Origin of the sequence: Wolbachia endosymbiont of Nilaparvata lugens, from assembly GCF_007115045.1 — a bacterium.
Lineage (GTDB): Bacteria > Pseudomonadota > Alphaproteobacteria > Rickettsiales > Anaplasmataceae > Wolbachia.
In genome coordinates this window covers 463,925-487,535 of the sequence record NZ_MUIY01000001.1, presented here as the reverse complement: position 1 = coordinate 487,535, position 23,611 = coordinate 463,925, and the positions used below count along the sequence as shown (strand labels likewise).

At 34.9% G+C, this 23,611-nt stretch carries 22 protein-coding genes, 1 other RNA gene and 2 pseudogenes; 14 read left to right on the top strand and 11 right to left on the bottom strand.

Translation table 11 applies throughout. The features are described from left to right. Window positions 1-187: 187 nt before the first annotated feature. Entirely contained in the window at window positions 188-865 is a 678-nt protein-coding gene (locus BWZ41_RS02450) for an O-methyltransferase (protein ID WP_006013497.1), read from the top strand. Here BWZ41_RS02450 and BWZ41_RS02445 read toward each other — a convergent pair. Both BWZ41_RS02445 and BWZ41_RS08450 read right to left on the bottom strand, forming a co-directional pair. Then, entirely contained in the window at window positions 837-1,490 is a 654-nt protein-coding gene (locus BWZ41_RS02445; RefSeq protein ID WP_143689294.1) for a glutathione S-transferase family protein, read from the bottom strand. The genes BWZ41_RS02450 and BWZ41_RS02445 overlap by 29 nt on opposite strands. 197 nt (window positions 1,491-1,687) lie before the next feature. Next, window positions 1,688-1,816 (bottom strand): annotated as a pseudogene (locus BWZ41_RS08450) (WPE palindromic element domain-containing protein); the annotation flags it as partial. A gap of 109 nt (window positions 1,817-1,925) precedes the next feature. Between BWZ41_RS08450 and ffs the strand changes: the two are divergent. The 7 genes from ffs to dnaN all read left to right on the top strand — a co-directional run bounded on the left by ffs (window position 1,926) and on the right by dnaN (window position 7,912). Further along, window positions 1,926-2,024: signal recognition particle sRNA small type (ffs, locus tag BWZ41_RS02435), an RNA gene on the top strand. Between the two features lie 16 nt (window positions 2,025-2,040). Further along, entirely contained in the window at window positions 2,041-3,624 is a 1,584-nt protein-coding gene (dnaX, locus tag BWZ41_RS02430) for a DNA polymerase III subunit gamma/tau (protein ID WP_143689292.1), read from the top strand. A 21-nt stretch (window positions 3,625-3,645) separates the two neighbouring features. Then, complete coding sequence (locus BWZ41_RS02425; protein ID WP_019236840.1) at window positions 3,646-3,960, top strand: YbaB/EbfC family nucleoid-associated protein; 315 nt, start codon at window positions 3,646-3,648, stop codon at window positions 3,958-3,960. Between the two features lie 336 nt (window positions 3,961-4,296). After that, window positions 4,297-4,974 carry a P44/Msp2 family outer membrane protein gene (locus BWZ41_RS02420; protein ID WP_143689291.1) on the top strand — a complete coding sequence of 226 codons (678 nt, stop codon included), beginning with the start codon at window positions 4,297-4,299 and terminating at the stop codon, window positions 4,972-4,974. 302 nt (window positions 4,975-5,276) lie between these two features. After that, window positions 5,277-6,170, top strand: a complete 894-nt coding sequence (locus tag BWZ41_RS02415; protein WP_143689290.1) for an RNA polymerase factor sigma-32 — start codon at window positions 5,277-5,279, stop codon at window positions 6,168-6,170. Beyond that, window positions 6,163-6,660 carry an invasion associated locus B family protein gene (locus BWZ41_RS02410; RefSeq protein ID WP_143689289.1) on the top strand — a complete coding sequence of 166 codons (498 nt, stop codon included), beginning with the start codon at window positions 6,163-6,165 and terminating at the stop codon, window positions 6,658-6,660. Before BWZ41_RS02415 ends, BWZ41_RS02410 begins: the two co-directional genes overlap by 8 nt. A 112-nt stretch (window positions 6,661-6,772) precedes the next feature. Then, window positions 6,773-7,912 (top strand): DNA polymerase III subunit beta, encoded by a 1,140-nt coding sequence (gene dnaN, locus BWZ41_RS02405; protein ID WP_143689288.1) that lies wholly within the window; start codon window positions 6,773-6,775, stop codon window positions 7,910-7,912. A 1-nt stretch (window position 7,913) separates the two neighbouring features. Here the strand turns inward: dnaN and truA are convergent, their stop codons facing one another. Then, entirely contained in the window at window positions 7,914-8,651 is a 738-nt protein-coding gene (gene truA / locus BWZ41_RS02400) for a tRNA pseudouridine(38-40) synthase TruA (protein ID WP_006013481.1), read from the bottom strand. 113 nt (window positions 8,652-8,764) lie between these two features. Here truA and recA point away from each other — a divergent pair, with 113 nt between their 5' ends. Then, a complete protein-coding gene (gene recA, locus BWZ41_RS02395) occupies window positions 8,765-9,832 on the top strand; it encodes a recombinase RecA (protein ID WP_143689287.1) in 1,068 nt (355 codons plus the stop codon). Between the two features lie 266 nt (window positions 9,833-10,098). Next, a pseudogene (locus BWZ41_RS02390) lies at window positions 10,099-11,187 on the top strand (IS256 family transposase). 92 nt (window positions 11,188-11,279) lie between these two features. Here the strand turns inward: BWZ41_RS02390 and carB are convergent. The 3 genes from carB to BWZ41_RS02375 all read right to left on the bottom strand — a co-directional run bounded on the left by carB (window position 11,280) and on the right by BWZ41_RS02375 (window position 16,190). Next, window positions 11,280-14,507 (bottom strand): carbamoyl-phosphate synthase large subunit, encoded by a 3,228-nt coding sequence (gene carB, locus BWZ41_RS02385; RefSeq protein WP_143689286.1) that lies wholly within the window; start codon window positions 14,505-14,507, stop codon window positions 11,280-11,282. Between the two features lie 116 nt (window positions 14,508-14,623). Continuing rightward, on the bottom strand, window positions 14,624-15,388 hold the full coding sequence (locus tag BWZ41_RS02380) for an SDR family oxidoreductase (protein ID WP_143689285.1): 765 nt from the start codon (window positions 15,386-15,388) through the stop codon (window positions 14,624-14,626). Then, the gene (locus BWZ41_RS02375) at window positions 15,375-16,190 is read right to left on the bottom strand and encodes a YihY/virulence factor BrkB family protein (RefSeq protein WP_143689284.1); all 816 of its coding nucleotides are present in this window, start codon (window positions 16,188-16,190) and stop codon (window positions 15,375-15,377) included. The genes BWZ41_RS02380 and BWZ41_RS02375 overlap by 14 nt, the downstream gene beginning before the upstream one ends. Before the next feature lie 128 nt (window positions 16,191-16,318). Between BWZ41_RS02375 and BWZ41_RS02370 the strand changes: the two genes are divergently transcribed. Next, a complete protein-coding gene (locus BWZ41_RS02370; RefSeq protein WP_143689283.1) occupies window positions 16,319-16,672 on the top strand; it encodes a TrbC/VirB2 family protein in 354 nt (117 codons plus the stop codon). Window positions 16,673-16,932: 260 nt separating this feature from the next. Here the strand turns inward: BWZ41_RS02370 and BWZ41_RS02365 are convergent, their stop codons facing one another. Together BWZ41_RS02365 and BWZ41_RS02360 are read right to left on the bottom strand one after the other, a co-directional pair. Further along, window positions 16,933-18,270 (bottom strand): hypothetical protein, encoded by a 1,338-nt coding sequence (locus tag BWZ41_RS02365; RefSeq protein ID WP_143689282.1) that lies wholly within the window; start codon window positions 18,268-18,270, stop codon window positions 16,933-16,935. A gap of 29 nt (window positions 18,271-18,299) precedes the next feature. Then, window positions 18,300-18,482, bottom strand: a complete 183-nt coding sequence (locus tag BWZ41_RS02360) for a hypothetical protein (protein WP_143689281.1) — start codon at window positions 18,480-18,482, stop codon at window positions 18,300-18,302. 475 nt (window positions 18,483-18,957) lie between these two features. Here BWZ41_RS02360 and BWZ41_RS02355 point away from each other — a divergent pair, with 475 nt between their 5' ends. Next, on the top strand, window positions 18,958-19,251 hold the full coding sequence (locus BWZ41_RS02355; RefSeq protein ID WP_139686762.1) for a GIY-YIG nuclease family protein: 294 nt from the start codon (window positions 18,958-18,960) through the stop codon (window positions 19,249-19,251). A gap of 522 nt (window positions 19,252-19,773) precedes the next feature. Here the strand turns inward: BWZ41_RS02355 and BWZ41_RS02350 are convergent. The 3 genes from BWZ41_RS02350 to ruvA form a co-directional block, all read right to left on the bottom strand. Then, the gene (locus BWZ41_RS02350; RefSeq protein WP_143689280.1) at window positions 19,774-20,961 is read right to left on the bottom strand and encodes a hypothetical protein; all 1,188 of its coding nucleotides are present in this window, start codon (window positions 20,959-20,961) and stop codon (window positions 19,774-19,776) included. A 267-nt stretch (window positions 20,962-21,228) separates the two neighbouring features. Continuing rightward, complete coding sequence (gene ruvB, locus BWZ41_RS02345) at window positions 21,229-22,218, bottom strand: Holliday junction branch migration DNA helicase RuvB (protein WP_143689279.1); 990 nt, start codon at window positions 22,216-22,218, stop codon at window positions 21,229-21,231. Beyond that, window positions 22,215-22,787 (bottom strand): Holliday junction branch migration protein RuvA, encoded by a 573-nt coding sequence (gene ruvA, locus BWZ41_RS02340; protein WP_143689278.1) that lies wholly within the window; start codon window positions 22,785-22,787, stop codon window positions 22,215-22,217. Before ruvA ends, ruvB begins: the two co-directional genes overlap by 4 nt. A 69-nt stretch (window positions 22,788-22,856) precedes the next feature. Between ruvA and BWZ41_RS08255 the strand changes: the two genes are divergently transcribed. Both BWZ41_RS08255 and BWZ41_RS02335 read left to right on the top strand, forming a co-directional pair. Further along, window positions 22,857-22,991, top strand: a complete 135-nt coding sequence (locus BWZ41_RS08255; protein WP_264336485.1) for a hypothetical protein — start codon at window positions 22,857-22,859, stop codon at window positions 22,989-22,991. 95 nt (window positions 22,992-23,086) lie between these two features. Then, window positions 23,087-23,611: a c-type cytochrome gene (locus BWZ41_RS02335; RefSeq protein WP_143689277.1), complete on the top strand. Its 525-nt coding sequence runs from the start codon at window positions 23,087-23,089 to the stop codon at window positions 23,609-23,611.

The following is a 23,611-nucleotide window of genomic DNA, read 5'->3' as shown; positions in this document are numbered from 1 at the left end:
AATTCTAGTATAACAATTGGTTATTATACTAGTTAACTATAGTAAAATATATAATAATCTTTGTCACTTAAAATTTTACTTTATAAAATAACAACTTAAAATAAAAAATTTTATTATTCTTAACCCTATTGTTATATTTATAAATCTTATATAGATTAAACCTCCTTAGTTTATATTATAAAACTTAATGCGTCATAACTTTAGCAGAAAATCGTTGTACATAAGAAGCTTATTTGCAAAAGAGTATAAAAAAATAGAAGAACATTGTACTCTTGATAAGAAACAACGTATTCAAATCACTCCTGAAGAAGGAAAATTATTAAATTTATTTATCAAAATCCATAAAGTTAAAAGCATAGTTGAAATTGGCACGTTATATGGTTATTCGTCAATTTGTATGGTAAAAGCTTTACCGAAAGATGGTCATATATATACAATAGAAAATAATCCTCAACACTCAAGAATAGCAAAAAAAAATTTTAGTGCTTTTAATCTAAGTGATAAAATTACTCTAATAGAAGGTGATGCACTGGAAAAAATTAATGAATTATCAGCAAAGGCACCATTTGACATGATATTCATCGATGCTGATAAAAGTAGTTATCCTAAGTATTTAGATTGGGCAGAGTCATACATTAAACAAGATGGGCTAATCGTTGCAGATAACACTCTATTATTTGATACAGTATTTTTAGAATCTCCTCCAAAAGAAGTATCAGAAAAGTCATGGCATGCTATGAGAGAGTTTAATGATAGATTGTCAGATGAAAAAAAATATTTCTCCATATTGATTCCTACTGACGAAGGAATGACTGTAGCTTTAAAACTAACGCAAGTTAAAAATCAAGGTCAGCGTAATGTCTAGGGGGAGTTAAGCCAAAAACTCTCTCTAATAATATTTCGCGAAAACAAGGCCTTGATTTAACAATCGAGTACCATTCTTTTAAAATCTTACTTTTTTCCCATGGGAAACTATTTACGTAGTCTATTATAGAAATATGTGATGCTAAAGTAATATCGGCTAAAGTGAACTTATCGGTTGCAAGCCAAACGTTCTTGTTAATTAAGTGTTCGATATATTCCATATGGCAAGGCAGGTTATGCTGAGCTGCATGAAGAAATCTAGAGTCAGGGCTGCGGTTAGTAATTACTTTTTCATTCATAATATACTTAGTAACTTCATTGTAAAATTTGCTATCAAACCAATTGATTAAAGCGCGTATTTTAGACTTAATAATAGTTGATGAACCAAGTAATTTGACGTCACTATTGTAAGTCTCTTCTATATATTCACAAATGGCATTACTATCCGCTATTACAAAGTTATTATCTATTAATACTGGTACTTGTCCGATTGGATTGATCTCCATGAATTCATTCCGCTTTTCCCATGGATTTTCATATACCAAATCACAACTCAGCTTTTTCTCCTTGAGAAGAACTCTAACTTTTCGTGAAAACGGACAAAGAGGAAAATGATATAAAATCATAATATTCCTCTTTTGTTATTCCAATACCTATATGTTGTCATTCCAGTACGTGACATTGGAATCCAGCTTATTTCATTATGGACATTACTTTTAACATATATTCCTAGAATCCATTGTCCATTGTGTAATTTCCAAATATTTTTATACTTGGATCCCAGTACAACTGTACGAACATTGTAGTTTGAGAGCAATCCCCACCGGAAGGGTGTCATTTCAGTGATTGACACTGGAATCCAGTTCTTATTATACAACAGCCTAATGTATTCATTTAAAATTAAGTTTTCTGGATACCAGTGTCTGGGCACTGGGATGACAGAAGAAGAGTATTTTAGGTGACAGCTGTTTACTCCAAAGTAATGTTGCAAAAGGTCTAACATATAAATTATAAGACTAATATAGAATATACCTTGCTAAAAAAAAAAAAAAGTATAACCTTTTATAAGGTATGCAGGCAAAAATTCTGTAACTTGGTCAGGTCAGAAATGAAGCAACCATATCAGAATCTTTTTGGGTTGCATACCTATTTGTACTATTTGTTTTATTCTAGGCTATGAACATAGCATTAAAATATCGTCCTAGTAGCTTTAAAGATTTAGTAGGTCAAGATATATTGGTGCGTATACTAGAAAATGCTTTTACTCTCAACAAAATTCCACAATCTATACTGCTTTCTGGTAGTAGTGGAATTGGTAAAACCACCACTGCAAGAATAATAGCTTTATGTTTGAACTGCTCATTGGGGCCAACTTTTGAACCTTGTGGATCATGTACAAGTTGTCTGGCAATAAAAAATTCAAGCCATCCAGATGTAGTTGAAATCGATGCGGCAAGTCACACTAGTGTTGAGGATGTTAGAGCGATCTTGGGAGATATTTGCTATTTACCAATAAGTTCTAAATTTAAAGTTTACATTATAGATGAAGTACACATGTTATCCAGTAATGCATTTAATGCATTACTTAAAACTCTAGAAGAACCACCATCTAGCGTAAAGTTTATTCTGGCAACTACAGAAATAAAAAAGATACCAATAACTATTATTGCACGTTGTCAAAGGTTTGACTTACATAACATTCCTTCAGCTAAGATAATGGAGCGTTTAAATGATATTGCACAAAAAGAAAATTATTTTCTTGAAAAAGAAGCATCGGAATTAATTGCTCACCACTGCAATCATTCAATGCGTAACGCTTTATTTTTGATGAATCAAGCAGTGCTATATAGCAAAGATGGTACAATATCCACTCAAAGTGTTAAAGACATACTTGGTCTAGTAGATAGAAACGTTATATTTGATCTACTGGAAGCAGTATTAGATAGTGATTTACAGAAGGCTTTGTTAGTATTCGACAATGTGGTAAAAACAGCAAATCCGCTCAATATTTTTGAAGATCTACTGCAAACAATCCAGTTAATATGCCGTTTTTTAATTACAAAAGAGATTGATACAGAGTATGAGAAGAGTAGAGTAAAAGATTTGAGTGCAAAAAAGTCTTTAATATTTTTTTCGAGATTGTGGAAGGTGCTGCTTAAGGGTATTCAAGATATAAAGGTTTCAACATGCAATGAAATTGCCGCTGAAATGATATTAATTAGCCTTTGTTATCTTTCTGATTTGCCTTCTCCGGAACAGGTGATCAAAAAAATTCTTTCACAGAATGTAGAGCAAGGAAATAGACAGGGCAGACCTGTTGCACCTTCCCCCCCTGTCATCCAAGTAGCTGACTACTCGGATCCAAAAAAACATGTGGAAAAACCTCACTCTGTCATCCCAGTGCGTGACACTGGGATCCATGTGAAAAATAAACAACAAAATTACGATTTTGATAAGATTTTGCAACTATTAAGGCGTAGTAACCAAATTTATCTTTACAAACAACTGTGTAGTAATCTACAATTAATAGATTGTAAATTTGGGTATTTAAAATTAAAAGCTGTATCTAGCTTGAACAGTAATTTTTGTAATGACTTGAAAAGTTACTTAAATCAAGCTACTAATCAGGAGTGGGTTATTATAGTTGATACGAGTTACATGAATAGGGAAGTGAATAATTTAAATTATGCACCTGCAGTTAAGGATATATTAAATACGTTTAAAGGTGCAAAGGTAGTTAATATAGAAAATAAGGAGTAGGTTGTGGATTTCAGTCAAATAATGAAGCAAGCGCAAGAAATGCAAAAAAAGCTTGCGGAAGCTCAAGAAAAGTATATTGGAAAAGAGTTTCAAGGTATTTCTGGTGGTGGTAAGGTTTCTGTATTAGTGGAAGTGATAAAAATAGGTAGCTATAAAGCTAAAAAGGTAAATATAGACTTAGAACTTATGAGAAATGAAGAAAAAGATATAGTAGAAGATTTAGTGACAGCAGCGTTTAATGATGCCATTAAAAAAGCAGAAGAAGATATGGCAAATGCAACCTCTGATCTTGCAGGTATGATGGGATTACCACCTGGATTTAAACTTCCTTTTTAAATTTACTACTGAAGTTTGCCTTAATGCAGTAACTAAGTGTTTTCCTTTTATACTAGTACTTCCATGAAGTACATTCATATTACTGCATGAATATGCAGCAATTCACAATGATGAATGCAGATCAGAAGATAAAAAGACATTAGTGAAATAGGTGTCAGAAGATCAAGAGTAAAAAAAGTAGAGTAACTCTATTTATTAATTAATAAAATCTTTGTATTTTCCTAAAAGTTAGTTAAGATACAGAAGGTTTTGTGTTATTAAGTTAGCACTTGACTTAACTTTAGTTATTATTTAGACTGCTAAAGTGGAATTTTAATTTTTTTAACGAGGGCAATTATGCATTATAAAAAGTTTTTTTCGGCAGCTGCTTTAGTGACGTTGCTAAGCCTATCAAACTCTGCTTTTTCATCAGACCCTATTGGTCCAATAAGTGATGAAGAAACTAGCTATTATGTTCGTTTGCAATATAATGGTGAAATTTTACCTTTTAAAACAAAGATTACTGGCATTACACATAAATCAGGTAAAGATGAGGATAGTCCCTTAAAAGCATCTTTTCTAGCTGGTGGTGGTGCATTTGGTTATAAAATGGATGATATCAGAGTTGATGTTGAAGGACTCTACTCACAATTGAGTAAAGACGGAGATGTGGCTGATAATCCAGCAATTGCAGAAAGTTTAACAGCATTTTCAGGATTAGTTAACGTTTATTACGACGTAGCAATTGAAGACATGCCTGTCACTCCATATATTGGTGTTGGTGTTGGCACAGCATATGTAAGCAACCCTTTAGCGACAAAAGTTACTGATGATAAAGCCTCTGGATTTGCTTTTGCTTATCAAGCAAAAGCTGGTGTTAGTTATGATGTAACCCCAGAAATCAAGCTTTATGCTGGTGCTCGTTATTTTGGTTCTTATGGTGCTAATTTTGGTAAGACAGCTAAAGATGATGCCGGAATCAAAGTTCTTTACAGCACTGTTGGTGCAGAAGCTGGAGTAGCGTTTAATTTCTAGTCTATCTTTGTCTTATTATCCCAGTGGGTTTTTCTTGTCATTCAAGTAGCATGACACTGGGATCTAGAAAAAAGAAATGTGAATTCCAGTGTTTAAACACTGGAATAACACACTGTTTACTTTAAATTATATAGCCTATCATTACACATTAGTAATTTTAGTTCTACATTCAGGTAGTTCTTGTTGAAGTTTAATGTTGCTAAGGTCTTAATTAGATATAAAGTTATGCTTTTTTAATTAAAGCTTGAATTTTTCACTGAAAATCAATATATTATATGTACAGAGTTTTAATTTAAGTTATTATGTTGACCCCAGCAGCAAATTTATGTGTTAATAGTAGCACTAATCTCATGCAATATATTGCTGAAGTGCGAAAATTTCCTATGCTTTCGCAAGAAGAGGAAGTGCGATTAGCAAAAAATTGGCAAGAATACCAGGATATTTCTTCTGCTCACAGGTTGATTACTAGCCATTTGAATTTGGTAGTAAAAATTGCAATGAAATTTAAGAATTACGGTCTATTGTTGATGGACCTGGTCATGGAAGGAAATATGGGTTTAATGCATGCAGTGAAAAAGTTCAATCCTGACTTGGGATTTCGTTTTTCAACTTATGCAGTATGGTGGATTGAAGCTTCAATGAAAGACTTTATATTAAAATCTTGGTCACTTGTAAAAATAGGTACAACGCAGGCACAAAGGAGATTGTTTTTTAGTTTACGTAAAATAAAAAAAAGAATTTTACAATACACAAACAGAGAAACTTTGAGTAAAGAAGAAATAAAAGCAATATCAAATGAGCTTTCTGTATCTGAAGAAGATGTTGTACAGATGAACTATCGTTTGGCTTGTAAGGATCAGTCGTTAAATAATTGTATAAAAATAGGTGATGACTCTAAAAAGGAGTTACAAGATATGATTCCGTGTAATTTAGTTAGTCAAGAAGTAGCTTACCAGAATCATGAAGAAAAGGCATTAAAAGAAACAATTTTAAGCAATGCGCTGGCAAGTCTTAATGAAAGATCAAGAGACATTTTCATTAGCAGATATTTATCTGAAAGTACTCAGACTTTGGATGAGCTTAGCAAAAAATATTGTGTTTCAAGAGAAAGAATAAGACAGCTGGCTGAACAAGCGATGAGTAAGGTAAAACAACATATAAAATCAGAGAGTTTGAAATTCGGTTTACATGCGTAGTCTTTTCGTATTTCTAATATTTTTTTCAATAGACACTCTTGCATCGGTTAGTAATGTACAACTGAGGGAAAAATATAAAGACTGGTTTGTGTATACTGCACTGGAAGATGGTGAGAAAGTGTGTTATATTGTATCCTATCCTAAGGAAAAAAGTGAACACTATATAGCCGATCGCAAGCCTTATGTAATGGTCAGTTACGTTGATAAAAAAGCAGATGAGGTGAGCGTCACTTCTGGCTTTCAGTATAATAATGAGCCCGTAGTTCTCAATATCGATAAAAAAATAAAATATCAATTGCCGATAATACAGAGAAGTCTTGCGTGGACAGATGATACAAAAACGGACCAAGATTTGATTCTAAAAATGAAACAAGGATTATCAATGATAGTTAATGGAAAAATAAAAACAGCAAATGTTGATGATACTTATTCTTTGCTTGGGTTTCAAAAAGCTTACCAAAAAATGCACGACTTATGCCATACAAAGTAAATTATTGATTACTAAAGTATAAGATAGGCTGTTTTTATCTTTCAGATAAAAAGATAAATAGCACTTTACATAGAATGTGGATATCATTTAAAATATACTTTTGAGAATTAGTATGTTAGAGGTTGCAGGTAAAGAGCAAGTTGTATGTGAGCAAATGCGTTTTAGCGTTGGCCGAGCAAGTCTTTTAAATACGCTATCCAGAGTGAGCGGGGTCGTTGAAAGGCGCAACGCGATAGACGTTTTAGCGTGTATAAATATCAAAGCACAACATGGCAGCATAAAACTAAAGGCTACCGATCTTGACATTTCAATATTTGCCTCACTTACTGCAAGTGTATCAGCAGAAGGAGAAGTGAAAATCTCAGCACATACTTTACATGACATAGTGAAGAAGTTGCCAACTAATTTGGATGTCAATTTCGAAATGAATAATCAAGGAAAATTATTGATATCCTGTGGAAATGCAAATTTTTCTTTACCGAACGTAGTTTCAAATAACTTCCCTGTTCTGGAAGAAGGTGATCATCAATACGATTTCACTCTACTAAGTGCAGATTTGGTAGACTTATTGACTAAAACGAAGTTTGCTGTGTCGCTGGATGATACAAGGTATAATTTAAACGGGATATATCTGCATACAGATGAGCAATTTCTGTACTGCGTTGCAACTGATGGCCACCGTTTATCATGTATAAAAAGGCCTAAACCTGAAGATATCAACGGCGAATTTGGGGTGATCATTCCACGTAAAACTATCATGGAATTATTGAAAGTATTGTGTGATTGTAATGAGATTAATATAAAACTTTCAGATAGAAAAATCAAATTTACATGTGGTGAGTATATTCTAATATCAAAATTGATAGATGGGACTTTTCCAGATTACAAAGCTGTCATTCCAACGTCTCAAGATAAACAAATGATTGTTGAGAGTAGCAAACTTGCTAGTGTTATAGACCGAGTTTCCGTTGTTGTGTCCGATAAAATAAAATCAATTAAATTTTCATTGCAAGAGAATTTATTAACTCTACATTCAAATTCCCAAGAGTGCAGTGATGCGACTGAGTCTATAGAGGTGGATTACGATGGAGCTCTTATGGAAGTAGGATTTAATTCACGTTATTTGCTTGATGCTTTATCCTGCATAAAAAATAAGTGTAAGTTTAGCTTATCAGATGGTAATAGTGCTACAATTATCACTGATGAAGATGATTCAAGCGCACTATACATAGTGATGCCAATGAGGACTTAAACTAGTAATCTATCTTTACTAAGTATAAGCCGTGAGGCGGCGCAGTGACCCCAGCGGCGTTTCTTTTACATTGACTTAATATATTTAGCATTTCTTGTGGATTAGTTCTATTTTTTCCAAATTCAACTAAAGTACCAACAATAATTCTCACTTGGTTATGTAAAAAGGAAATCGCAGATATTTTGATGTATATGTGACTTCCATTTTGTACTATATCAATATCATCGATTGTTCTGACCGGATTTGTAGCTTGACAATCTTTTGAGCGGAAGCTTGAAAGATTATGTTTTCCAAGCAGGTGTCTAGCAGCTTCACGCATGATGTTTACGTCAAGTGGGTTAAATACTTGCCACACATAACCGATTTCCAGAGCTGCAGGAGCGTAGCGATTAATTATTCTATATTCATAACATCTTTTTTTTGCTGAGAAGCGTGCATGAAATGCATCATCTACAGCTTCTGCACCAAGCACAACTATAGGAATCGCTTTTAAGTGATAGTTTATTCCATTTCTTATTCTGTAAAGCTCAAATTGCCTTTCCATATTGAAATGAGCAACTTGCCCTAAAGCATGAACCCCTGCATCAGTTCTGCCACCACAATGCAAAGAGACTCTCTCGCCACTGAAATTAAATATAGCGTTTTCTATGGTTTCCTGAATTGAGTTAGCAGAGTGTTGTTGCTTTTGCCATCCAGAGAAACCACTGCCATTGTATTCTATCGTTATTTTGTATCGCACTACAGAGTCTATATATCTAATTTAGGTAACTAACGTTCTTCGTTATTAAAAAACCCTTGGCAGATTGGTTGTGTTCAATTACCATGGAGACTATACAAGTTAATAAATGATCCATGGCACATAATCCAGAAGAAAGAAATAATGATAAGCAAAAAGCACTAGATAATGCAATAAGTCAAATTGAAAGAGCATTCGGTAAAGGTGCAATAATGAAGCTAAAGCAAAACCCTGTAGAAAAAATAGACACGATATCTACAGGGTCGATTGCACTTGATTCAGCTCTGGGTGTTGGGGGATTGCCAAAAGGACGTATAATTGAGATATTTGGCCCTGAGAGTTCTGGTAAAACTACCCTTGCTTTGCATGTAATTGCTGAAGCACAGAAAAAAGGAGGTTTATGTGCATTTATCGATGCGGAGCACGCACTGGATGTTATATATGCTCGTAAACTTGGAGTAAACACCGATGATTTAGTGATTTCACAACCAGACACTGGAGAACAAGCGTTGCATATTGTTGAGTATTTAGTATGTTCTGGTGCAGTTGATGTAATAGTTATTGACTCTGTTGCAGCACTAACTCCAAGAGCTGAAATTGAAGGAGATATGGGTGATCAGCACATGGGACTACAAGCAAGACTTCTAAGTCATGGGCTACGAAAGCTCACCTCTGCAGTTTCAAAAGCAAACTGTATATTGATATTTATTAACCAAATTCGTATGAAAATAGGAGTAGTATATGGAAATCCTGAAACTACCACCGGTGGGAATGCGTTAAAATTCTATACTTCTATAAGACTTGATATAAGAAAAATTGGTGCAATAAAGGATAAAGAGAATATTACGGGTAATGAAACGAGAGTTAAAGTTGTAAAAAATAAAGTCGCTCCTCCATTTAGAGAGGCAAAATTTGATATAATGTATAATGAAGGCATATCAAAACTTGGGGAAATAATAGATATAGGAGCAAAGCTTGGTGTGCTTGAAAAGGCAGGTGCTTATTATTCATATAACAATACGCGTCTTGGCCAAGGAAGAGAAAATGTAAAAAGTTACCTCAAGGCAAACAAAGAAATTGCAAATGAAATAGAAACAAAAATCAGAGATTTATTTAAAAATCACGATAACTCTATTGCAATAGAAGAGGAGCGTGAACAACTTCTAGAAGAATCAGTATTCTAATCTAGAGCAGCAGAATAGCAAAATAAGATAGACAAAAACATAGGAACAAATGGTGTCATGAAAGTAGATGATACTAAAGAGGCTATTTGAATAGAAAGAAATGGGTGTCATGCCAGTGCCTAGACACTGGCATCTACCGTCTTAAACATTAAGATAAAAATTATTGTTTTTTATCATACCATTTAAACAAATGATGGGGAACGTTTAAAAAAGTGCGTCAAAGCGAGAAGTAAAAATAAAATAGAAACAAAAAATGGAGATTTGACATGAGTCAAGCAAACAGAACTACCGGATTGGTAGACTATAAAGAATTAGAAACAAATATTTTATCATCTATCAGAGAAGGAAGACTTCTAACGGGAAGAGATGGAGCATTAACACCATTTATAAAAAAGCTGTTGGAGGCAAGTCTGGAAGGTGAGATAGTTATCTGTTGAAAGCGAGGAAAATAATTGCAGAAATGGGAGGAATGGAAAGACTTTGCGGACAAGTGCAGGTTCATTTGAGCTGCTAACACCAAGAGATAGGAAGGGAAGTTTTGAACCGCAAATAGTCAAAAAAAGACAAACAACAGAACTTGAAGCAAAGGTCTTAAGCACATATGCCAGTGGCATGGGATACAGAGTTCACATGTTGAGGAAATATATGACCACAAAATATCAGCAGCAGAGATATCTAGTATTACCGATAAACTGCTACCAGTAATCAATGAATGGCACAGCCGCCCACTGCAATCAGTATATCCAATAGTATTTATGGTTTTTTAAGGTCAAGGAGATTGCATAAGTAAATGTATGTACAATATATTAGGTATAGACCAGGATGGCAGAAAGAAGTTTTGGGCTTTTATTTAGCAGAAAGTGAGGGAGCTAAACTTCTGGCTAGGTGTATTAAATGACTTTAAAAGAGAGAGGAGTAGAAGACATTTTTGATAAGCTTTGTATTAAAAAGTTTTCCTGCTGCTATAAATAGCTAAAGCAGAAATGTATAGTACATCAGATAAGAAACTTACTGAAGCAGCAAAAACTTTCATAAGTGATCTGAAGAAAGTATATCAGGCTTCAAGCAGAGAAATTGCTGAAAATTATTTACTCGAGCTGATGGAGTGAAAAATATCCTTTGGTCATAAAATCGTGGCAAAACAATTGGGAAAATTTATTTTAAGTATTTCGGGCCAGTTAGGCGGCTCCACTAATCCTATCGAGGAGACATTTACTAAAACCAAAGGTTCATTTACCAGCTTGTACAAGTTGGTATATTGTGCTATAGGAAGGTGAGGAAAAGTGCTGTACATATTAACTATATCTCAGCTCAACATTTTCTTTCTCCACAGATTGAAAATTGAGTTGAACTAAAAATTCGCTTTGACGCAGTTTTTTGAACATTATCCCTTAGCTTACAAGATCCTCATTTTGAAATAAGTAATAATTTATTATAGTCTTGATATTTAAACGTTTTGTATCTGCTGTAATGATTTCACTTCCAATTTGCTATTCTTTACATATTGAATTGCAAGCGCTAACGCTTTACTTCCAGAAGCTGTGGTGCTATAAGCTATATTTTGCAAAATAGCAGTTCTGCGAATATCTTTGCTGTCTGAGACTGACTTTACACCTTTTGAGGTATTAATCACTAGATTTATTTTTCCATCTTTGAGCATATCAACTATGTGGGGTCTGCCTTCTCTCACTTTATTTACAGCTTTTGCAGCAATGCCGTTATTGTTCAGATACGAAGCTGTGCCTTTGGTGGCATATATTTCAAAACTCAGTTCTTTCAACATTCGTGCAACAGGCAATATACACTCTTTATCATCATCTTTTACTGAAACCAGAGCTGCTCCTTCTGTTGGTAACTTGTATCCTGCAGCCATGTGCACTTTTGCAAGTGCAGCTTCGAAAGATAAGTCAATTCCCATCACTTCTCCTGTTGATTTCATTTCAGGACCAAGTAAAGTATCAACTCCTGCAAAGCGGGTAAATGGAAAAACAGCAGCTTTAACTGCAAAATGATTGAAAGGCTTGTTTTCCTGATTCAAATTTTTACCCAAAATGACCTGAGTGGCAAGCTTTGCAACAGGAATGTTGATTACCTTGGAAATGAAAGGAACTGTACGGCTAGCCCTTAAATTCACTTCAAGTATGTATACATCACTCTCTTGAACAGCAAACTGAATGTTTATCAGACCTTTCACTTTTAATGCTAATGCTATTCTTTCAGTTTGGAGCTCGATCTCTTTTATTACTTCGTCACTCAATGTATTTGTCGGTATTGAGCATGTTGAATCGCCAGAGTGGATACCAGCTTCTTCAATGTGCTCCATGACCGCTGCAATGAAAACTTTTTTCCCATCACATACAGCATCAACGTCAACCTCAACTGCATTGACTAAAAATTTATCAAGAAGCAGCGATCCGTGTTCAAAAATTTTGGTTTGATTCAAGACATACTCTTTAAAGCTCTGAGTATCATGTCTAATCGACATAGACTGACCGCCGAGGACATATGATGGCCTGACTACTAGTGGAAACCCCACCTTTTCTGCGTTGGTTAACGCTTCTTCTACTGAATGGCAGATAGAATTTTCAGGTTGTTTTAAATTAAGTTGCAAAGCAAGATTTTTAAATCTCATGCGATCTTCTGCAAGGTCAATAGAATCAAACGAAGTTCCCAGAATTTTGAAACCTCTCTCGTTAAGCACTTTGGCTAACTTTAAAGGCGTTTGCCCGCCGATTTGAACTATTACACCAACCAGTGTGCCATTTTCTTGCTCTTTGCTTAGTATTTCAAGCACATCCTCTGCAATCAGTGGGGCGAAATATAAACGATCAGCGGTATCGTAGTCAGTTGAGACGGTTTCTGGATTACAGTTAATCATTATTGTTTCATATCCCATTTCTTTGGCGGCAGAAGCTGCATGTACGCATGCATAATCAAACTCAATACCCTGACCAATGCGGTTTGGACCACTTCCTAAAATGACAACTTTTTTTCGATCCGAAATATTCGCCTCACATTCCGTTTTATTTTCAACATCACCCTCATAGCAGCCATACATATAAGCAGTGCTCGATTCAAATTCAGCTGCACAGGTGTCTACACGTTTATAAACTTGTTTAGTACCAAACCTTTTCCTTATTGCTTCAATTTGCTCTACTTTCTTATTGCTTAACTTTGCCAACCTTGCATCTGAAAATCCCATTTTTTTCAGCTCTAACATTTCATATGCAGTTCCAGGAAGGCCATTTTCCTTGATTTTTTGTTCAGCTAATATAATTTGCTGTATATTCTGCAAAAACCATAAGTCATATCCTGTAATCGAATTTATTTCTTCTATGCTAATTCCGTGGCGCATTGCGTCAGCAGCAATCAGTAATCTGTTTGGCAGCAATTTTGCTAATTGAGATCTGATGTGATCAATATCAGTATTTTCAGGAAATACTTCATCAAGTCCTGTAAGATCAGTTTCAAGTGAATGAAAAGCTTTCTGCAGTGACTCATTAAAAGTGCGGCCGATCGACATTACTTCCCCCACCGATTTCATGGAAGTTGATAGTTCACAATTCGTCCCCTTAAATTTCTCAAACTCAAATCGAGGAATTTTAGTGACGATGTAATCAATCGCTGGTTCAAATGCAGCAGGTATAACTGGAGCGCAATCATTACGTATCTCATCGAGTGAATAGCCGATAGCAAGTTTAGTTACAACTTTTGCAATAGGATAACCTGTTGCTTTTGAAGCAAGTGCAGAAGAGCGAGAAACCCTTGGATTCATTTCAATCACAACGAGGCTTCCATCTTCTTTAGGATTCACTGCAAACTGCACATTTGCACCACCGGCGCTAACATCAATTTCCCTCAGCACTGCTATAGATGCATTTCTCATTTGTTGATATTCAGCATCACGCAGAGTCAAAGCAGGAGCAACTGTGATACTATCTCCGGTGTGCACTCCCATTGGATCAACATTTTCTATTGAACACACTATTATACAGTTATCCTTGCAGTCACGGATAACTTCCATTTCATATTCCTTCCAGCCGATAATTGATTCATCTATCTGAACTTCATTTATTGGTGAAATTTTGAGAGCACTTTCTGCGATATTGAAAAACTCCTCTTTATTGTATGCTATGCCACTACCTGCGCCACCAAGAGTGAATGATGAACGGATGATAGCTGGTAATCCAATGTAATCCAAAGCCTTTTTTATTTGTTCTTGATTTTTTATAATGATACTTTTGGGGTATTTTAGCCCTATTTTATCCATAGATTGGCGAAATAATTCTCTATCTTCCGCTTTTTTTATTGCTTCTCTATTTACTCCTATTAATTCGACGTTGTATTTGTCTAACACTCTATCATCTGCAAGTTTTATTGCACAATTAAGTGCTGTTTGCCCTCCTATTGTTGGTAATATTGCGTCTGGCCTCTCCTTAATTATAATTTTCTCTATGATTTCAGGTAGCACCGGCTCAATATAAGTTGCATCAGAGAATTCAGGATCTGTCATTATAGTTGCGGGGTTGGAGTTAACTAAAATGACTTTATAACCTTCACTTTTTAATACTTTACAGCTTTGCGTTCCAGAATAATCAAACTCGCATGCCTGACCTATAACTATTGGGCCTGCTCCTATTACTAATATAGATTCTATATCTGTGCGTTTTGGCATAATTACAATAATAGTCTCGACTCAAATAATGTTACCAATCTTTCCTGTATATGTGAATTTTTATTAAACCTAACTACCTTTAGGCTTAACGGTATCTTTGCAGATACTATGGTAATTTATTCGGGAGATTTACTAAGTGGTAAAATTTGTCCTGATATGCTACAATCTTCAGAAGCAAGTTCCACAAATTTGTCTGTCAGTTTATCAGGTGGTATCAATTCAGATGTATCTTTTCCAGGAAATGCTTGCTTGTACATTTCACTATCGACAGGACCTTCCGAATATACAGCATTTACGCACAAATTCGTATGTTTTGTCTCAGATGCATATATCTGCACCATTATTTCTAGTGCAGCTTTACTTGCAGCATACGGCATCCAATATGGATAGGAGGAAGGAGAAAGTGTCACCTCTGAGGTCATGAATATTACCCTTCCAGCATTAGATTTTTTTAGAATTGGATCTAAATTTTTTAGCAAGTACCAACTGGCAGTGAAATTTGTATTCATTATGTTCTGTAGATCTTCAATCTCATAGTCGTGAATGGGATTAAGTTTTCCTAAAATTCCAGTACACGCAACTAGTATATCAAGTGCTCCAGATTTTGATAATTTCAGGCTTTCTATCATGTTTGGCAGTACTTTTACGCTCTCAAAATCCAAAAGATCAAGTTGAATTAGTTTTACAGAGTCTTCTCTAAGCTCTTCAATTTCGTTGTATAGTGACTTAAGATTATCAAGAGATCTGGAAATCAGAATCACAGATGCACCTTCTTTTACAAATTTTTTTGCGACAGAAGAGCCTATTTCATCTGAAGCCCCGGTAATTAAAGCTATTTTACCTTCTAAGTTACCCATTTCTTTCTCCTTAGCAAGATTCATTGAAATATTTTAGCTGAAAATTAAATTTTGCTCCATATATAAAAATCAAACTTAGCACATAAAAAAATAGTAACGATACTACCACACCACCTAAACTTCCATATATCAAATTCAGTTGGTCAAAGGAAGCTTTTAAATATTGTTTGAAAGCTGAAGCAGAGATCGTCCAAAGAATAACAGCCACACAAGATCCGGGAAATACGTCTGATAAGTTTTGTTTTATGTTTGGCAATGTAAAATATAGCCAAGATACTATAGTAAAAAGCACAAACTCAATAAGTAAATATCTAGTATAACTTAGCCCTTGGTAAGAAAAATCAATTAGCATTGGCACTAATGTAGAGAACACTATAGTTAGAGTTATAATGAGTGTGATCACTAAAAATTGTAATATACTGAGCACTCTTCTCAAGATATAAGGTGGCGAAACTGGAATTTTATAGGCCTTATTGAGTATTGTTCTAAATCCTTCAATTGTCGATGAGGCAGTCCAAACAGCGCCTACAATTGCCAAGGTTAATAAGCTTTGCGGAGGGCCTGATATTATCTCCCTAATACGCGGCATTAAAGATGATAAAATATCCTGTGGCATGTTATCAATAATAAATGCCCAGCCGACATTGTATTGATCTAAGAAATTTGCGAATGTTGACGCCACAGCCATTAAAACAATAAGAAAAGGAAATATTGATAACAGAATTAAAAATGATAGATACCCTGCGTGCTCCACTCCATCATTGTAAATTGTGTCAATCAAAGCACGATAAAGGCAATAAACGATGCTATAAAATTTCTGTAGCACTTGTAATATAAATAAACTAAGAAAAGTATTCTAAATGAAATAAAGCATACTTTTAAGCAAAAAATCCTCACCGTTTACTTAAATTTAATCAAAATGATAGATAATTCAGCGTTAAATACGGAGGCATAATGAAAAATTTTCTTCTACTTGTAGCTTTAATTCTTTCCTTTGCATTTGATAATGCTTTTGCTGCTGATGTTACTGATGATGCAACAACCAATACAATATGCAAAATAGTAGGCTATACTCACGGTATAGGAGGACCTATGATTACAATAGTGATAATAGGTGCAGCTTTGCTTGCAATATTTGGCAGAATGCCATGGCCAGCGCTTTTTGCACTTGGTGCATTTACTGCTGTGTTTTTTGGTGCACCTGTAGTTGTTTCAAAAATAGTACCAGGTGGTGTGATTTGTAAAGATGGTGCAACTGCTTGCCCTGATGGTAAAAGATGGGATGCAACAAAAAATACATGCGTATAATAAGCATTAAAGCTTCAAAACATTAGCAAATGATGCTTCTTAAAGAAGCACCATGACTGTACGAACTTGTGATTTAAGAGCAATTTTTGCCAGTTCATCCAAGTACTGGTTTACTTTATGATGTTGTCATCCAAGTGTCATGCACTGGGATGACGAAGCTACTTTAATGACAAGAAAGAAAGCACTGGTCTCACATACATCTAAACGGATACATAAACTTTCATTCACAATTAGTCCTCAAATAGTCTAATTTTCTTTATCTATGAAATACAGCAACTTGTGTTTTTACCAACTGATGTACGCTTTTTTGTAGAACACTGTTCAGATTGTAATACAGACGGTTGGTCAAGTATTGGTTTGGGCTTATCATTAAAAGAAGATCGTGCTGAAGATTGGCCAAAGCCACTATCTTTAGCCGAAGCATCATCCCCACCTTTATCTCCACCATAGTAGTCGTGACTAAGGAATTTGCTTGCGTTTGGGGCAAGAGTTTGTGGTTTCATAGCTGGCACACGCGCAGGATCAATGGATAGCTTATGATCTTTGTTGATTACAGAGCTCTCTATGATCTTATCCATCACACAGTAAGCAATGTCTGGGTTAGCACAATCTATTGCATACAATCCTTGATTGTCCGATTCCAATTTCTGTGAAACATGACCCTCAACATTATTTAATATAACCATACCAAATACATTATTAACGTGCTCCGCTTCTTCTTTTGTTAAATATCTATCACCATTACTACCACTTACAATAGGAATTAAAATTGAATCTTCGTCACTGTCTGAGTAAGATGCACGCTCCGTTTCAACAACTGATATGTTTGCTTTACGAAACAAATTAACCACTGCAAATTTCAGCATGTCAGTAACTCCAATCTCGTCTTTTGGAGTATCAAAACAACGACATATCGATGATGCTCTACGCTTTACTATGTCTTGAACAAACTTAAGATCATCAAAAACGCCTTTCTTTAAATATACATAATGCCCCTTCTCTTCTAAAAAATCCTTAAAATTTTTAGGACTATTTTCATAACCTTCCATTCTCGATGAGAATAATTCTACAAAAGATTCTTTTAATTCTCGCTTATCAAAGCCCTTACAGTATAAATAAGATTTTCTGTCAAAACCCACATCATATACATTTTTTTCCACATAATCTGGACCTTTAGGATGATCGTCTATAATACTTTCTATTGTGAATCTTATAAGTTCATTAGCTAGCAAATATTTTAGATTACAAACTACCTCTTTTTCAATTGGCACTGAAAACCTATGTCTGCTATTATCTGTAGTCCATTTTCCTTGATTAAAGTTAAAAGGAAAAGAGTCTGTATAAAAAAGATCATTGGCAGCCTTTTCGACAAAAACTTTTTCATCCTCATCTTCATTATCTCCACAAAACTTTCCTACTATACTCTCTCTCATATTTTTCAAGTAGTCTTTGCACTGACCAATATTCATATCTTTATCAAATGAGAGAACAACATGATCTTTTTCTATAGTGAGATTAGTAATAGCAGTATTATCAAAAAGAAGAACACTATTAAACGCTTTTACTAATTCTCGATTTATTTTACTTTTATTAGGCATAACGCCACCTCTCTAATTAACCAACATAATTACTTACCACTCCTACTGCTGCCCTGACCACTAGATTGATTTTTCTTTCTTTCCTCTTCACGTCTAATCATGTCTCTAAAATCATCTATTTTCTTTGGATCTACTTTGCTCCGATCAACCCTTCCTCCTCCTGGAGCAGTATTATCAAATACTCTTTTTCCTGAACCATTGTTACCATGCATATCAACCTCTAAATTAAATTATTATGTAATGAGTATATTAAGAATCAATTATTAGCACAAGCAGTTTTTTAACATAAATTTTATTCACCATTTTTATACTCCTGGATTCCAGACTGGGATGACAAGAGAGAGAGCTACTTAGATGACATTCCGCCATGTCATTCCAGCACTTGATGCTGGAATCTAGAAGAAAAATGGATCCTAAACTGGAATGACAACTTTTTTTAAACTAAGTTTTCTGGATCCCAGTGTCAGCTACTTGGATGACAACGGAGGGGCCACTTGCATGACAGCCTTTTAAAATTGGTATGACACCTTTTTGGTACACAACCTTTGGTGCATTATGCACTCAAGACAATGTCATTCCAGTACTTCCTCTCTTGTCATTCAAGTAGCCTCTTTGGTGTCATCAAGTAGCTCCTTTAATGTCATTCCAGTGCTTGACACTGGAATCTAGTAAACTTATTTATTATATATGAAAAGTTATTATATTTATATACTTGCAAGTGAACGCAATGGAACCCTATATACAGGTATAACATCAAATTTGACTAAACGAATTTGGGAACACAAAAGCAAAGCCATCTCTGGTTTCACGTCAAAGTACAATGTTTGTAAACTAGTCTATTTTGAAGAATTTCAAGAAATAAACTTAGCAATTAGTAGAGAAAAACTCCTAAAAAGCTGGCAGAGAAAATGGAAAATAAACTTAATTGAAAAAACAAATCAAGAATGGAAAGATTTATATGATGAAATTGTGTCTGGATGACAGTGTCTGAGTACACAACTGTACGAACATTGCAATATGGCGCATCGTTGGCACTGGCTTCCATTCAAGACGGTGTCATTCCAGTCTGGAATCTAGAAGAGAAAATGGATCCTAAACTGAAATAACAACTCTTTTAAACTAAGTTCTCTGGATCCCAGTGTCACGCACTGGGATGACAAGAGAGGAGGTAATGGGATGACATCAAAGGAGGCACTGGAATGAAAATGAAGGGCTACCTGAATGACAGACCGGTTTTCATTCAAATTTTATTCAAGACGATGTCATTCCAGTCTGGAATCTAGAAGAGAAAATGGATCCTAGACTGAAATGACAACTTTTTTAAACTAAGTTCCTGGATCCCAGTGTCAGCTACTTGGATGACAAGAGAGGAGGCACTGAGATGACAACAAAGGGGCTACTGAAATGACAAGAGAGAGCTACTTGTCCGCCATGTCATTCCAGCACTTGATGCTGGAATCCAGATAAAAAACCAGTCTGGAATGATAAAAAGAGAGAGAACCTTTACACACCTCTCTCTTTGACTGAAGAAGCGTGGTTTTCAACTCTTACACCATCAGTTAATCCTCCTGGCAGTTCCATAGAAGCATTAGACTTTTGCTTACTATCATTAGAAAACTCTTTTCTCTTGTGTTTCTTCCCACAAACATCCTTTAATGTGTTGTTTCTTCTAATTCTCCTGTATTCCTTTTGCCGTGGAGCAGGTGGACAGACAGCTAGCTTTGGTTTTTCATTTTTCTCTTCTTTATTCATTTTTTCCAGTTTTTGTACTTCACTATCTTTGTCGCTTATAACAGGTTTAGGTAGAGTGTCTACTAATTTTTCTATAGGCTTTGGTAAAATAGCACGTTCTTGCTTATTCAGAGTGATTGGCATTGGAACTTGAGATGAAAAATTAAATAGGTGAACTGGCGCAACTTCATTCACTTTTGTTTCTATTTCTTGATGAACTTCTTTTGCTTCTGCTTTTTTGTCTTCCTTTTTCTCGGTTGCATTTTGTTCCAGTACTGCTGCTAAATCAACTGCAAAAATTTCTGCAAACATTGCAATGACTGAGCCCACGAGAAAAGTTTGCAGCTTCAATTTTAAATTTTGCAACGCTTGCAAACGTTCGAGTATTGCTATTTCCTCTTCCGGAGATAACCCACCACTTAGTAATTTCTCCTGCAATTCTTTTATCTCTTTGTCTAGCCTTTTATCCCAACTTAAATCTTTTTTGAAGATCTTTTTAACTAATTCCTTAAGCTTATCACGCAAAAACTTAATTATCGAAAGAAACAGATTTTTCTCTTTCTTCTCCTTGAGCATTTTGTAGACTTTCGGATCTACATTTACTTCAAAAAGATTAAAGAGGGATTCAAAGAAATTTGCGAATACCCCTTGATTATTATCAGTAAAGTAATCCTCATTATCTCTTATCTTTAGCTCTACTTGAGATAATGTTTCATCAATGCAACTCGCAGCCTGACGCTCAAGCTCTATTCTCTTGAGCTCAGCTTTCCTAGCAAGCTCCTCCATGAATCCTTTTAATTCATTAAGCTTCTGCTCTGCAGAGAGATCTTGCTCCCTAATTCGATTAATGAAGATTGAGCTACCGTCCTCTTCGGTGTTATTGATTAAAAAATTTTCCATTGCTTTTTCTCCATTAATTAAATTACTGTTTCTATAAGTGTTTAGAAAGATTTTTACCATTTTATCTTAAGTCTATAAAACACAATAACTCAATCTTACAATATGAAGTATTTAATAAGTATTAATCTTAAAAAGTATTAATAATTTATTGATATTTTTACATTTATACTACATACAGCCTATCATATATTACATAATCTTTCAAGAACATATTCACTATAATAGAAGACTTTCTTATTTGCCTTTAAAACACCCGCAAAGCATATAACTAAGAGAATATTATAGTGTTAGTGTAATATTATACAATGTACTAAATATGTTATAATGCTAGCATACCACTGAATTGATGCTGAGATATTCCTTTGCTTGATCAGTTAAAACACGTCCTCTTGGTGTGCGCTTTACGAAACTGACCTTGATTAAATAAGGTTCTACTGTTTCTTCAATATTGCCAACATCTTCAGATAGTGCAATAGATATGGTGTCAATTCCAATAGGTCCTGAGGTGTTAAACAAAAATCTCAGATAATCCATATCTAATTTATTTAGTCCCATTTTATCTATACCCAATTTTGATAGTGCAGAACTGGCAATTTTACAGGTAATTTTTTTATCATCTTTTACTTCAACAAAATCTCTTATTCTTCTGAGTAATCTCAAAGCAATTCTTGGAGTACCACGGGCGCGGCAGGCAATTTCCTGCACAGCATCCTTTTCGATTTCAGCACAAAGAACTCGTGCACCTCTTTTGATAATATCAATCAGTTCCTCAAAAGAATAAAACTCAAGATGCAGGGGAATACCAAAACGATCCCTCAGCGGTGCAGAAAGCAGTCCAAGCCGTGTTGTTGCCCCAATCAGTGTAAATGGTGGTAAATCTATTCTTAAAGTTCTGGTAGATGGGCCCTCACCTACTAGTATATCTAGGCAAAAATCTTCCATAGCAGTATATAAAACTTCCTCAATGCTACGATTTAATCTATGGATCTCATCGATAAATAGAACATCTTTTGCATTTAAAGTAGTGAGCACTGCAGCTAAGTCCCCAGCTTTACTAAGCAATGGACCAGAAGTTGCACGAAAGCTAACCCTTAACTCCTTAGAGACAATTTGTGCTAAAGTTGTTTTACCAAGCCCTGGAGGACCATAGAGTAATACGTGATCCAAAGCTTCAGCTCTCGTCTGTGCAGCATTTATAAACACTTTTAAATTTTGTATTAAATCTTTTTGCCCGACAAAATCATCAAGTTGCTCAGGCCTGATATTTAAATTACGTACATCTTCAGAGTATTCCTTACTACATGATATTGACTTCATATTGTTTTAAGCGCCATACGAATAATATCTTTAGTGTCCAAGTTTGGTGATTCATCTTCTATTTTTTTTATTGTATCATAAGCTTTTGTTCTTTCATATCCAAGATTGATCAAGGCTGAAAGAGCATCTTCACTAATTGAGTGAAAATGATTGTTATTTATCTCTAATTTACTTACTTTGCCATTCAGCTCAGTAATAATTCGATTTATGAGTTTCGGGCCAAGTCCACTCACCTTAAGTGCTAGTTTATCCTCATTTATAATTGCCAAAAATAGTTGCTCTGGAGTTAATTTGCTCAAAATTGACATTGCGGTTCTATAGCTGACACCGCTCACTTTAACTAATAAACGCAGACACTGCTGTTCTTCTTTACTTATAAAGCCATATAGCTGAGCAACGTTTTCTCTGCTATTTGCATAAGTGTCGATAAGTAATTTTACTCTACTTCCGATTGAACAAGCACTTAAAATTTTGGCTGAAAGATACACTATATAGCCAACATCATTCACATTCAGGATTATGTGATCGCTGCACACTTCATCAACTATTCCGCTTAGATTTCCTATCATTTTTAGTACTGTATAAAGTTCAGTTTAAATGCTCCTGAATCTTAGGTCAAGCAAACGAACATTATAGCAGTGGTTTCAGTTTCAATCATTGCAGACAAGTTTGCAGGAAATCTATTTGAATATGTTATTCCAGATCATTATGTAATTGAACCACAAGTTACTCCGATAGAAGTAGAATTGCAGTCTCCTAACTTAGCTAAGTAGTAGAAATTTCCATCTTTGGCGACATTAAGGTAATTGTTTGCTGTTTGCAAAAATATTTGCATAATTTAAGTAACACTACTTGATAAGAATTAACTATGGAGCTTAATAAGATTGCAGCATCGATTTTACTTTCTGGATTAATAATTATGATAGTTAGTAATGTAGTTGATACGCTCTATAACCCAGAGGATTATAAAATTGAACACCAAACAATAGTAGCAGCCAGAAATGGGCCTCAGCAAAAGATTGAACAAGTGGCACTTGATATTGGGGAGCTCATGCAAAATGCTAGCTTTGAAAAGGGGAAGTCAGCAGCAAAAAAATGTATAGCTTGCCACAGTTTTGAGAAAGGTGGAATGAATAAAGTAGGACCAAATTTGTGGAACGTAGTTGGAAATAAAAAGGCCCATCTTGGCAGTTCGTTCAATTACTCAAAAGCACTGTTTGAAAAAGGTGGAAAATGGGAATATGAAGAATTATTTACTTTTTTAAAAAATCCAAAAGCCTATATAAAAGGTACACGTATGGCATTTGCAGGCATTTCCAATCCACAAGAAATTGCAGATCTAGTCAGCTATTTGCGTTCGATGAGCGATAGTCCGGTTGCCTTGCCAAAGTAG